This is a genomic window from Pseudomonas paraeruginosa, from assembly GCF_003025345.2.
GTDB lineage: Bacteria > Pseudomonadota > Gammaproteobacteria > Pseudomonadales > Pseudomonadaceae > Pseudomonas > Pseudomonas paraeruginosa.
The window spans coordinates 2,647,659-2,659,980 of sequence record NZ_CP020560.1 but is presented as its reverse complement, the minus strand read 5'-3'; the positions used below and the strand labels follow the sequence as shown (position 1 = coordinate 2,659,980).

General features: G+C 68.9%; 10 protein-coding genes. 3 read left to right on the top strand and 7 right to left on the bottom strand.

Annotation, left to right across the window (positions count from 1 at the left end):
- Positions 1 to 44 precede the first annotated feature (44 nt).
- The 7 genes from B7D75_RS12875 to B7D75_RS12845 all read right to left on the bottom strand — a co-directional run bounded on the left by B7D75_RS12875 (position 45) and on the right by B7D75_RS12845 (position 8,994).
- Positions 45 to 1,742: a ShlB/FhaC/HecB family hemolysin secretion/activation protein gene (locus tag B7D75_RS12875; RefSeq protein WP_107114073.1), complete on the bottom strand. Its 1,698-nt coding sequence runs from the start codon at positions 1,740 to 1,742 to the stop codon at positions 45 to 47.
- A gap of 282 nt (positions 1,743 to 2,024) precedes the next feature.
- Positions 2,025 to 2,549: a hypothetical protein gene (locus tag B7D75_RS12870; protein WP_003120098.1), complete on the bottom strand. Its 525-nt coding sequence runs from the start codon at positions 2,547 to 2,549 to the stop codon at positions 2,025 to 2,027.
- A 46-nt stretch (positions 2,550 to 2,595) separates the two neighbouring features.
- On the bottom strand, positions 2,596 to 3,744 hold the full coding sequence (locus tag B7D75_RS12865; RefSeq protein ID WP_107114072.1) for a PepSY-associated TM helix domain-containing protein: 1,149 nt from the start codon (positions 3,742 to 3,744) through the stop codon (positions 2,596 to 2,598).
- Positions 3,745 to 3,861: 117 nt separating this feature from the next.
- The gene (gene foxA / locus B7D75_RS12860; protein ID WP_107114071.1) at positions 3,862 to 6,324 is read right to left on the bottom strand and encodes a ferrioxamine receptor FoxA; all 2,463 of its coding nucleotides are present in this window, start codon (positions 6,322 to 6,324) and stop codon (positions 3,862 to 3,864) included.
- A 152-nt stretch (positions 6,325 to 6,476) separates the two neighbouring features.
- Complete coding sequence (locus B7D75_RS12855; RefSeq protein ID WP_079383510.1) at positions 6,477 to 7,463, bottom strand: FecR domain-containing protein; 987 nt, start codon at positions 7,461 to 7,463, stop codon at positions 6,477 to 6,479.
- An 8-nt stretch (positions 7,464 to 7,471) separates the two neighbouring features.
- Positions 7,472 to 7,990: a sigma-70 family RNA polymerase sigma factor gene (locus tag B7D75_RS12850; protein ID WP_034080393.1), complete on the bottom strand. Its 519-nt coding sequence runs from the start codon at positions 7,988 to 7,990 to the stop codon at positions 7,472 to 7,474.
- Between the two features lie 89 nt (positions 7,991 to 8,079).
- Complete coding sequence (locus B7D75_RS12845; protein WP_033999228.1) at positions 8,080 to 8,994, bottom strand: LysR family transcriptional regulator; 915 nt, start codon at positions 8,992 to 8,994, stop codon at positions 8,080 to 8,082.
- Between the two features lie 123 nt (positions 8,995 to 9,117).
- Here B7D75_RS12845 and gtdA point away from each other — a divergent pair, with 123 nt between their 5' ends.
- From gtdA to B7D75_RS12830, 3 genes are all read left to right on the top strand, one after another.
- The gene (gtdA, locus tag B7D75_RS12840) at positions 9,118 to 10,179 is read left to right on the top strand and encodes a gentisate 1,2-dioxygenase (protein ID WP_058135512.1); all 1,062 of its coding nucleotides are present in this window, start codon (positions 9,118 to 9,120) and stop codon (positions 10,177 to 10,179) included.
- Between the two features lie 12 nt (positions 10,180 to 10,191).
- Positions 10,192 to 10,890, top strand: a complete 699-nt coding sequence (locus B7D75_RS12835) for a fumarylacetoacetate hydrolase family protein (protein ID WP_012075584.1) — start codon at positions 10,192 to 10,194, stop codon at positions 10,888 to 10,890.
- Between the two features lie 77 nt (positions 10,891 to 10,967).
- On the top strand, positions 10,968 to 12,317 hold the full coding sequence (locus B7D75_RS12830) for an MFS transporter (RefSeq protein WP_043104043.1): 1,350 nt from the start codon (positions 10,968 to 10,970) through the stop codon (positions 12,315 to 12,317).
- The last annotated feature ends 5 nt before the right edge of the window (positions 12,318 to 12,322 follow it).

Here is a 12,322-nt window from a genome sequence, read left to right as displayed (position 1 = left end):
GAACGAAGGCGCTTTCCTAAAGCGTTCAGGAGGTCGCCGCGTCTTCAGAAGAACGCGTCGACCCGGAAATAGATCGGGTGCTCGCGCCGCTCGATGACGCTCGGCCGCTCCAGCGAGCGGGCGAAGCCGACGCTGGCGGCGAAATATCGGCCGCGGGCATCCAGTTCGATGGCGTTGCCGCTCATGCGCCCGCTGGCGCCGTCGTTGTAGCGGTCGTGGCGGATCACGCCGACGTCGTAGGCGAAGGCCACGCCGTATTCCTGCAGCCAGGGCCGCAGCGGCGCCCACTGCACCGCGCGCCGCCAGCGCAACTGGTTGCGCCAGTAGCCGCCGCTGTCGCCGGTCAGGGTCTGGTCCTTGAAGCCGCGCACCGAGCTGTTGCCGCCGAGGCTGATGCGCTGCGGGCTGAACAGCACGTCCTCGCTCCTCTGCCCGGTGGCCAGGCTGTCGAAGCTGAAGCGCTCGCCCCACAGCTGGAACGGCTGCAGGTAGCTGAGGGTCAGGCTGTACTTGTCGTAGCGCGCATGCGCATCGCCGCCCCGCGGCTGGCCGCGACCCTGCGCACCGAGGGCGCCGATGCCCTGCTGCCAGCCGAGGTCGAGGTTGACGAAGCCGCTGCCGATCCGCCGGCCATGGTTGAAGCCGAGCTGGGTCTCGGTGATCCGTGTGCTCTGGTCTTCCAGGCGGGTGTCTTCGATATAGTTGTTGGTGCGCTGGTGGCTGAGCCCCAGGCTCATGGCGGTCTTGCTCACGCCGTCGCGGTGCAGCACGCGTTCGGCGCGGAACTGGTGGCTGCGGCTGTCGCCGTCGAGCTTGAAGGGGAAGCCGCTGGTCTCGTTGCGCGTGTGGTAGTCGCTCTGGCTGTAGCCGTAGGTGAAGGTCCACCAGCCCCAGGGCAGGCTGTAGAACAGGCTCTGGCTGTCGGAATGGCGCCAGCGGTCGGTCACCGCGTCCTGGTTGGCGCGCAGGCTGAGCTGGTCGGCCAGGCCCAGCGGGCTGTCCCAGTCCAGGCCGAGGCCCATCTGCTGCTCGCCGGTGCTCACGTCGCCGTCGTTGTTGCGCGTGGCGGAGACGCGCCAGGGCTTGTCGCGCTCGCCCTTGAGACGCACCCGGCTGCCGCCGACCTGGCTGCCGGGCACCAGCTCCAGCTGTGCCTGGCGCGAGGGCAGGCGGCCCAGCTGGTCGACCAGTTGCTCCAGCTCGCGCAGGTCGAGCAGTTCGCCGGTCTTGCCGGGAAAACTCATCGCCAGCTCGCGCGGGCTGGCCAGCGCGGAGCTGTCGAGACCTTCCAGGCGGCCTTCGACGACGATCACCCGCAGCGTCCCGGAGGCCAGGTCCTGCTGCGGCAGGTAGGCACGGGTGGTGACGTAGCCTCGATCCAGATAATGGTCGGTGATGGTCTTGAGCAACGCGTTGAGCTGGCCCACGCCCAGGCATTTGCCCTGGTAGGGGGCCAGCAATTCGTCGCGGGCGCCCTGCGCCAGGTGCTCGGCGCCTTCGAGCTCGATGCGGCGGATGTCGAAACAACGTCCGTCGCCAGCGGATCCGCCTGGCGTCGAGGGCGCTTCGTTACCTGGCAGTTGCTGGAGTTCCTCCAGGCGCTTGCGCTGCTCGTCCAGCAGGCGCTGCTGGCGCTCGCGGATCAGGTCGCGGTCGCCGGGAGAGGTGAAGGGGGCGGCGCTGGCAAGAAGCGGCAGTAAAACCAAGCCAGCGACAACCACTCGGTAGCTGGAACGCAACATCCGATGTCCTGCGAGTTCCCTTCAACATCCACCGCATAGCTAAACGACATGGGCGTGTTGAGGGGGGATTAGTCCAAAAGTAGGAATGCTAATCCAAACAGGGACAGGAGGGAATGGCACTTTGCCTTCATTGTGTCGTTCTGGCTGTGCGGACGCTTCAGGATCGATGCCATGTCGTCATTTTCGTAATGAGAAGGACCTATCGGTCTCCAGGCAGCGCTCGGCCGGGTTCTGGTGAGCTGATTATTTGCGCTCGTGGCCCGGCAGAAAGCAGGCTCGAACTCACTTCACCGGCAGGTCCTTGCCCCATAGGCGCACCGCCTTGATCCCTTCCGCGCCGCCTTCGAAGACGAAGGTCTGGCGGATGCCGGCCTTGGCCGGGACGGTGACGTCGTCGGGGTTGGCGAGGGCGACCAGGGCGTTGGAGTAGCCGTCGTTGTCGATCACCAGCAGCGCGCCGGTCTGGGTCAGGTTGATCAGGCGCACGGTGGCGTCGCTGTCGTTCTTGAAGCCGAGGGTGACGGCCAGTTGCTGGTCGCGCGGCTCGGTCTTGAGCACTTCGACCTGGCCGATCTCGGCGAAGCCGGCGTTGTCGGAGACCACCTTGGCGCCATCGGCGCCCTGGGCCGACTGGCGACCGCTGGTGATGCCCTCGCTGACCCCGCCGAGGAGGTTCTTGCCGGTCTCGATGGCCGAGGACACCGCGGCCTTGGCCGCATCCTTGACCGAGCTGCCCTCCTCCGCGGCCACGGCGCTGCCGGCGGCCAGGGGCAGGAGCAGTCCCAATGCGGCGATCCTTGCGTTCATTCGTCCATCCTCTGGTGGTGTGGGAGGCAGCCAGACTAACAGCCGGCTAACGGCCGTTCCAGTGGCGCGCCCGGCGCTTGCGCCACCAGATGTAGACACCGGTCAGCGACAGCCCGGCGATGGCCAGGCCGAGGGCGGCGATGGCGATGCGTCCCGGCAGGCCGGCGATGCGCCCGCCGTGGATCGGGTACTGCAAGCGGTAGAAACGCTCTCCCCAACTGCCCTGCCCGGCGACTTCCTGGCCGAGCAGGCGGCCGTCGCTGCCGTGGAAGAACAGCCAGGACTTGCCCATGGGATCGTCGTGGTCGCCGAAGCCGGCGCCGAAGAAGTTGTATTCGAAGCTGTAGTACAGCTCGCCGATCGGCTCGGCGATGCCCAGCCGCGCCGCCTCAGCGCTAGCCAGCTGGAAGGTGCGGTCGTAGTCCAGGCGGGTTTCCCCCAGTTGCTCCCTGGGCAGCCGCCCGCGCGCCTCGTAGACGCTCGGTTCGATCGGCGAGAACAGCGATACCAGCGGCTTGAACACCTGGCTCGGCAGGTTCAGGGCGACGCTGCTCAGCGCCACCGGCGCCAGCAGCAGCCAGAGCCAGAGGCCGCCGGCGCGATGCAGGTCGAAGTTGAAGCGGTAGGCGTTGCCGCGCTTGATCTTCCAGGCGGTCGCCCACTTGCTCCAGAACGGCCGGCCGCGCGGCAGGGTCAGCCAGGCGCCGACGAAGCAGTCGAGGAACCAGAACATCGCCACCCCGCCCATCAGGTACAGGCCCCAGTTCCCCGGCAGGGTCAGGTTGTGGTGGAACTCCAGGACCCAGGGAACCAGGTTCGCCGGCTGGAAGCAGCAGGCCCCCCAGAGGCGCTTGCCGACTTCCTCGCCGCTGACCGGGTCGAGGTAGAACACGTCGTGCTCGACCTTGGCGCCGGCATCGCGCGGCACGGTGGCGAGCAACGCCGGATGCCCGCCCGCCTCGGGATACTCCATGTACCACACCAGTTGTCGCGGATAGCGTGCCTCGACGCGTTGCACCAGGCTGCCCGGGGAAAGGCGCTCACCGCCCTCGCCCACGGCGTAGAAGCCGGGGTTCAGCCATTCGTCGAGTTCATGATGGAAGGCCAGCAGGCTACCGGTGAGACCGGCGAGGAAAAGGAACAGCGCGGTAGCCAGACCGACATAGCGGTGCAGCAGGACCAGGACGGGGCGCATGGGGGCTCCAGGTAACCAGGGTACGGCCGGCGACGCCGGCGAATGCCCGGCGCGTACGTCGCGCGCCGGGCTGCTTGGCCGGTACCGCGGCGCTGGCGCCGGGGCCCGGGTGGACGGTCAGAACTGGTAGTTCACCGTCGCGGTGACGTTGCGCTTCTCGCCGAAGTAGCAGAAGTCCAGGCTGTAGCAGGACGCCACGTAGTCCTTGTCCAGCAGGTTGTTGGCATTGAGGCTGACGTCCAGGCCTTTCAGGCCGAGCTTGCCGAGGTCGTAGCCGATCCGCGCGTCGACCAGGGTGTAGTCCGGCACCCGCAAGGTGTTTTCCTTGTCCGCCCAGGTCTCGCCGACGTAGCGCGCGCCGCCGCCGATGCTCAGGCCGCTGAGCGGGCCGGCGTCGAAGGCATAGTCGGCCCACAGCGAAGCCATGTGCTTGGGCGCCTGGTTCGGTGTATGGCCCTGGTTGCCGTCCAGCGACTTGGTGTAGGTGATATCGGTGTAGGTGTAGCTGCCGAGCAGTTTCAGGTTGTCGCTGAGCTGGGTGTGGGCTTCCAGTTCGAACCCCTGGGAACGCACTTCGCCGACCGAGGTGTAGAAGTTGTCCTGGGGCTCCTTGGAGGCGACGTTCTCCTGGGTGATGTGGAACAGCGAGGCGGTGTAGAAGCTGTTGCTGCCCGGCGCCTGGAATTTCAGGCCGAGCTCCCACTGCTTGCCCTCGGTGGGTTCCAGCGGCGTGCCGGAGGCGTCGGAGTAGGCGTTCGGGTTGAACGACTCGGAGTAACTGACATAGGGCGCCAGGCCGTTGTCGAACAGGTACAGCGCGCCGATCCGCCCGGTGAATTTCTTCCAGTCGTCGTCGGCCTCGGTGCCGCTGCTGCGATTCTTGTCGGTGACGCTGACCCAGTCCTGGCGCAGGCCGACCGAGAAGCGCCACTGGTCGATGTCGATCAGGTCCTGCAGGTAGACGCCGGTCTGCTCCAGGCGCCGGGTGTGGTTGTCGTCGGGGTAGTAGCTGATGGCGTCGTCGCCGTAGACCGGGTTGAACGCGTCCAGCGCCGAGGCCGCGCCGGAACGCCAGTCGACCACGGTGCGCCGGCGCTGGTAGTCGAGACCGGTCAGCAGGGTGTGGCGCGCCGCACCGGTGGCGAATTCGGCCTGCAGCATGTTGTCGACGATGTATGCCTGCAGGTGTTCGCGGGCGCCGGTGAAGTAACGGTTCAGCTTGTTCGGCTCGCTGGCGCTCCAGCCGTAGGCGTAGACCTGTGAAAGGTCGACGTCGGAGTCCAGGTAGCGGAAGTTCTGCCGCGCCGACCAGACGTCGTCTATGCGGTGTTCCAGCTGGTAGCCGAACATCCGCTGGGTGCGGTCGAAGTCGTCCTTGCCCGGCTCGCCATCGAAGAACTCGCGGGAGATGTGCCGGCCGTTGTGGTGCGACAGGGTGCCATCGGCCGGCACGCCGCCGTGGTAGCCGCCATTCGGATCATGCTGCAGGTAGCCCTGCAGGGTCAGGGTGGTGTCGTCGCTGAAATCGATGGCCAGGGTCGGGGCGATGGCGTAGCGCTCTTCCTTGACGTGGTCGAACTGGGTATCCGAGCCCTTGCCGAGACCGACCACGCGGTAGGCGATGCGCTTCTCCTCGTCCAGCGGGCCGCTGAAGTCGAAGCCCATCGACTTCTGGCCCATGTTGCCGACGCTGGCGGTGACCTGGTGGTAGTCCTCGTACAGCGGCTTCTTGCTGGTCAGCGCCACCAGCCCGCCCGGCAGGCTGCGGCCGTAGAGCACCGAGGACGGCCCCTTGAGCACGTCGATGCGCTCGAGGAAGTACGGGTCGACCTGCATCGAGCTGTAGGTACCGCTATCGCCCATGGCCTTGAGGCCGTCGAGGTAGATGTTGTCCACGCTGTTGTCGGCGAAGCCGCGCATCACCACGTAGTCGTAGCGGTTCGAGGCGCCGACCTGGCCGGTGAAGATCCCGGGGGTATAGCGCATCGCCTGCTGCACGGTCCTGGAGGCGGTGTCGTCGATCTGCTCGCGGGTGATCACCGAGACGGTCTGGCTGGTTTCCAGCAGCGGCTTGCTGGTCTTGGTGGCGATCTGGCTATGGGTGGCCAGGTAGCCATCGGTGCTGCCCAGGTTGTTGCCGAGGGCGAAGACTTCCACCGCCTGCAGGTTCAGCACGTCGCCGTCCTTCGCCGGCGCCTCGCGCAGGACGAAGCTGCCGTCGCCCTGGTCTTCCGCTTCCAGCGGGGTGTCGGCGAGCAGCCGGGCCAGGCCCTGCTGCACGGTGAAACTGCCGCGCAACCCCTGGGAACTGTAGCCACCGGTCTGCGCCGGAGTGGCCGAGAGGGTGATGCCGGCTTCGCGGGCGAAGCGGTTGAGCACCTCGCCCAGCTCCCCGGCGGGTATCGCATAGGGCCGCGCCCGCTCCGCCACCACCTCGGCGGCCGAGGCGCAGAGCGGCGCCGCGCCGGCCGCCATGGCCAGCGACAGCAGGGCCGCGCGCACCGAACAGCTCAGGCGCGAGGCACGGGGAAAACCGGAGGACGACGGGGCATTGCGGGGGACGACGGCGGTGGCGGTCATGAACAGGATCCGTTGGAGTCGTTGGAGGCATTGAAGGGGGTTCAACCGCTAAAGCCGGATCAGTCCTGAAAAGCCGACAAAAATAATGAAAATAATTTTCAGTGCGTTTCGCCCCAGGCGGCAGCCAGCTTCCACGCGGCCGCCGGAACGGTTCAGGCGGCGACCACCCTCACCCACCAGCGGGTATGCCGCTGCAGGCGCACCGGCAAGGTCCGCGCGAGCACCTGCAGCAGCCTGTCGCTGTCGTCCAGGCGGTAAACCCCGGACAGGCGCAGGTCGGCGACCTCCGCGGCGCAACCGAGGTAGCCGTTGCGGTAGCGGCCGACCTCGGCGAGGAAGTCGGCCAGGCGCATGTCGCGGGTGACGATCAGGCCATCGGCCCAGGCCGCGGCATCCATCGGCGGTCGCTGGAGACGCCGCACGCCATCGGCGGCGATCCGGTAGCTCTGCCCCGCCTCGGCCACCGGCGCCTGCGCCGGACGCGCGCCGAAGGCCTCGATGCGTACCGCCCCCGCGCTGACGCTGAGACAGGTGGCGGCATCGTGCAGGCGTACGTTGAAACGGGTGCCGAGCGCTTCGAACAGGCCCTGCGCGGTGCGCACCCGCAGGGGCCGATGCCGTGGAGACTGCGCGTCGGCGCCACTGCTGAGGAAGATCTCGCCGCGCGCGAGGAGGATCAGGCGCTGGCCGGCGTCGTAGCGCACGTCGACCGCGCTGTCGGTGTTCAGCTGCAGGCGCGTGCCATCGGCCAGCTCGATGCTGCGGCGCTCACCGGTGGCGGTGCTGTAGTCGGCGCTCAGGCGTTGCCAGGGCAGGCTGTCGCGGCCGACCCAGGCCACCGCGCCGCCGGCCACCAGCAACGACAGCAGCTTTAGCGCCTGGCGCCGCTGCAGGCGCTGCGCGCTGCTGTCCAGGGTGCCGTAGGCGACCCCGCCGGGCAGTGCCTTGAAGCGTCCGTGCAATTCTTCGCTGAGCGCGCTGACCTGCTGCCAGGCCCGTTCGTGCTCGCCGTGCTCCGCGCGCCAGGCCGCGCAGGCGCGTTGCAGGCGGCCGTCGTCCGGCTGCGAGCGCAGGCGCACCAGCCAGCGGATGGCCTGCCTGACCAGCGCCTCGTCGACCCGCCCGCGCATTGCCTCCAGCGCGCCGTTCATTCGCCGTAGCGCAGCAGGTAGCAGTGGTACAGCGCCTCGGCCACGTAGCGCTCGACGCTGCGCTGGGAAACGCCCATGCGTTCGGCGATCTGCCGGTAGCCGAGGTCCTCGCACTGGGCGAGGAGGAAGGCGGTGCGGACCTTCGGCTTGAGCCCGTCGAGCATCCGCGAGATTTCCTCCAGCAGCTCCAGCACCAGTTCCCGCGCCTCGGGCGATGGCGCCTGCGCCTCGGGCAGGTGGGCGATGCTTTCCAGGTAGGCGCGCTGCAGTTCCTCGCGGCGCCAGTGGTCGATCACCAGGCCGCGGGCGATGGTGCGCAGGAACGCGCGCGGCATGCCGATCTCGCGCAGCTCGCGCTTGAGCAGGATGCGCAGGAAGGTGTCCTGGGCCAGGTCCGCCGCGTCCGCCGCGCTGCCCAGCTTGCCGCGCAGCCAGTTCTGCAGCCAGCCGTGATGTTCGCTGTACAGCGCATGCATGGCGCGGTGGTGGGCGTCGATGAGGGTCGGGACGGACATGGAGGAAGCCGGGCCGGCACATGAATGATAATGAATCGCATTGTCGAGAAGCCCGCCACTTTTTGCAAGAGCGTTCGCCAGCCGGTGCCCTACTCCTGCGTCGCGCCTTCGCGCAGGCAGGCCAGCAGGTCCTCGCTGGCGCGGTCGCGGTGCGGCTCGTCGCGCCAGCACATGCCCACCGCGCCCTCGCCGGGAATCTCCAGCGCCAGCCTGGCCACCAGGCCGCGCCCGACGAGGTGCTCGACCACCCGCGCCGAACCGATGGAGAGCATGTCGCTGCCGCGCAGCAGTTCGATATTGGCCAGCATCGATGACGATTCCAGGCGGTAGGCCGGCGGTTGCCGGCCGCTCTGGGTCAGGGCCGTGTCCAGCTTGCTGCGGATCGGCGAGCCGGACGGCCAGACGATCCACTCGTAGCGCCGCACGTCCTCCCACTCCAGCGCGCCGGCGCCGGCCAGCGGATGTTCCGGCCGCGCCATGACCACGATCGCCTCGTTGTAAAGCACTTCGCTGCGCAGGCCGGCACGCGGCGCGTAGTTGTCCAGGCGCCCGACCACCACGTCCAGCTGGCGCTTCTCCAGGCGCTCCAGCAAGCCATTCATGGTGCCCTCCAGCAACTCCACCTGGGCACCCGGATAACGCCCGAGGAAGGCCCGCAGCGCGCGCGGCACCAGGCTCGGCGCGGAAGCCGGCGAGGTGCCGAGGACCACCCGGCTGCCGCTGCCGCTGCGCATCGCCGCGAGGTTCTGCCGCGCCCGCTCCATCTCGGTGAGCACGCGCTGGGCGTGGTTGAACAGCGTCACCCCGTAGGGGGTCGGGCGCAGGCCACGGGCGTGGCGTTCGAACAGCGGCGCGCCGACGTCTTCCTCCAGTTCCTTGAGCCACTTCGACAGGCCCGGCTGGGTGGTGTGGGCGGCGCGCGCGGTGCCGCTGAGGTTGCCGGTCTCCATCAGGCTGACCAGCAATTGCAGGTGCTGCAGACGCAGGCGGCGGGTCCAGTCCATCGCAAGCCATCCTCTGATTCGTATAGGTCGATGTCTAAATATCATTATTCGGTTATGCCTTCACCTCGAATAATGACCCCAGACCGAGGCGGCCCCGCCTCCTCCCGCCGGAGACTCATCGGTATGCATAACGACAATTCCACCGAGAAGCGCGCCGATTTCTATCGGCGCATCCGCCAGCAGCACCTCACCCCGCTCTGGGAGGCCCTGCACAGCCTGGTCCCGGCGCAGCCCGCCGGCGGCTGCCGGGCGGCGCTGTGGCGCTACCGCGAGCTGCGCCCGTTCCTGCTCGAGGCTGGCAACCTGATCAGCGCCGAGGAGGCGATCCGCCGCGTGCTGGTGCTGGAGAACCCCGACCTACCCGGCCAGTCGGCGATCACCCCGAGCCTCTATGCCGGCCTGCAACTGATCCTGCCGGGCGAGATCGCCCCCAGCCACCGGCACACCCAGTCCGCCCTGCGTTTCGTCGTCGAGGGTCGCGGCGCCTACACCTCGGTGGACGGCGAACGCACCCACATGGAGCCGGGCGACTTCATCATCACCCCGTCCTGGACCTGGCACGACCACGGCAACCGCAGCAGCGTCGAGGGCGGCGAGCCGGTGGTCTGGCTGGACGGCCTGGACATCCCGATGCTGCGATTCTTCGGCGCGACCTTCGCCGAGAACCATGGCGAACCGGTGCAGCCGCTGCTGCGCGAGGAAGGCGACAGCGCCGCCCGCTACGGCAGCAACCTGCTGCCGCTGCGCCACCAGCCGGCTTCGCCGACCTCGCCGCTGTTCAGCTACCCCTACGCGCGCAGCCGCGAGGCGCTGTGGCGCCTGTCGCGACAGGAGAGCCCCGATCCCTGGGAAGGACACAAGCTGCGCTACGCCAACCCGGCCACCGGCGGCTGGGCGATGCCGACCATCGCCACCTGCCTGCAACTGCTGCCGGCAGGCTTCAGCGGTCAGCCCGCGCGCAGCACCGACGCCAGCGTCTACTCGGTGGTCGAGGGCAGCGGCGTGGCGCACATCGGTGGCCAGCGCTTCGCTTTCGAAGCCAGGGACCTGTTCGTCGTACCGTCCTGGGCCGAGCTGCGCCTGGAGGCCGGCGCCAGCGACTGCGTGCTGTTCAGTTTCTCCGATCGCCCGGTGCAGCAGGCGCTCGGCATCCTCCGCGAATCCCGCGAACCCCTTGCCCACTGAAGGACCGACCCCATGAGCCATCTCTTCGCGCCCGAAGCGCCCGTCAGCCTCACCATCCATGGCAGCGACCAGACCTTCCCGGTCCGGCGGGTCTACTGCGTCGGCCGCAACTACGCCGCCCACGCCAGGGAAATGGGCTTCGATCCCGATCGCGAGCCGCCGTTCTTCTTCTGCAAGCCGGCCGACGCGGTGGTCCCGGTGGCCGCCGGCAGTACCCTGGAGCTGCCTTACCCGAGCCAGACCGGCAACTATCACTACGAGATCGAGCTGGTCGCGGCGATCGGCAAGGGCGGTCGCGACATTCCCCCGGAGCGCGCCGAGGAGCACGTCTGGGGTTACGCGGTGGGCCTGGACATGACCCGCCGCGACCTGCAGATGCGCATGCGCGAGATGGGCCGCCCATGGGAGATCGGCAAGGCCTTCGACCAGTCGGCACCGATCGGGCCGCTCTACCCGGCCAGCCAGGTCGGCCACCCGCGCCATGCTGCCATCAGCCTGCAGGTCGAGGGCGAGGACCGCCAGCGCAGCGACATCGACCAGTTGATCTGGTCGGTGGCGGAAACCGTCAGCGACCTGTCGCGCTTCTTCGAGTTGCGTCCCGGCGACCTGATCTTCACCGGCACCCCGGAAGGCGTCGGCGCGGTCGAGCGCGGCCAGCGCATGCTCGGCGCCATCGACGGCCTCGGCGAACTCAGCGTCCGCGTGGTCTGAATCGCCGCCCGCGCGCGGCGCGGGCCCACCCTGCCCTTCATCCGGGCTGTCGCCACGGCGACGGCCGAGGAACGCTCATGCCCACGCCCGCCAAGAACAACAAGATCGACGTCCAGGCCTTCATCGACGCGCAGGCGGTCTCCGCCTTCCAGTTGCGGGTCCTGCTGCTGTGCTTCCTGATCGTCGCCATGGACGGCTTCGACACCGCCGCCATCGGTTTCATCGCCCCGGCCCTGGCCCATGACTGGCAACTCAGCCCGGCGCAGCTCAGCCCGATCCTCGGCGCGGCGCTGGCCGGACTGGCCCTCGGCGCGTTCGCCGCCGGTCCGCTGGCCGATCGCTTCGGACGCAAGACCATCCTTCTCCTCTCGGTGCTGTTCTTCGGCGGCTGGAGCCTCGCCTCGGCCTACGCCGGCTCGGTGGAAAGCCTGGCCCTGCTGCGCTTCCTCACCGGCCTCGGGCTTGGCGGGGCGATGCCCAACGCGATCACCCTGACCTCCGAATACTGCCCGCGCCGGCACCGCGCGCTGATGGTCACCGCGATGTTCTGCGGCTTCACCCTCGGTTCGGCGCTGGGCGGCCTGCTCGCCGCGCGGATGGTCCCGGCGCTGGGCTGGCAGAGCGTCCTGCTGCTCGGCGGCGGCCTGCCCCTGGCGAGCCTGCCGTTGCTCTGGCTGTGCCTGCCGGAATCGGTGCGTTTCCTCGCCCGGCGCACACCGGGCTCGCCGCGCCTGCGCCGGAGCCTGGAACGCCTGGGGCGCCTGCCGGAGAACTGGGACGGCCGCCTCGAAGCGCCCGCCGAGGAAGCCACCGGCTCGCCGCTGCGACAGATCCTCGGCGCCGAGCTGCGCCGTGGCACCCTGCTGCTCTGGGCCACCTTCTTCATGGGGCTGCTGATCATCTACCTGCTGACCAACTGGCTGCCGACGCTGATCGGCGGCACTGGCTTCAGCCTCGCCGAGGCTGCGCTGATCAGCGCCATGTTCCAGCTCGGCGGGACCCTCGGCGCGATCCTGCTGGGCAGCGCCATGGACCGCTTCGAGGCGCACCGGGTGCTGAGCCTGGCCTACCTCGGCGGCGCGCTGTTCATCCTCGGCATCGCCAGCCTCTACCACAGCTTCGCCCTGCTGGCGCTGTGCGTCGCCGGCGTCGGCTTCTGCATCAGCGGCTCGCAGGTCGGCGCCAACGCCCTGGCCGCCGACTTCTATCCGACCCGCAGCCGCGCCACCGGGGTCAGTTGGGCCCTCGGCCTGGGCCGCATCGGCTCGATCGTCGGCTCTCTCGGCGGCGGCGCCCTGCTCGGCCTGGGCCTGGGCTTCAGCGGCATCCTCGCGCTGCTGGTGATCCCGGCGCTGCTCGCCGCCATCGCCGTACACCGCCTGGGCCGGTTGCGCCGCCGGGCCGGGCTGTCTTCCGCCACCCTCTGAGCAGG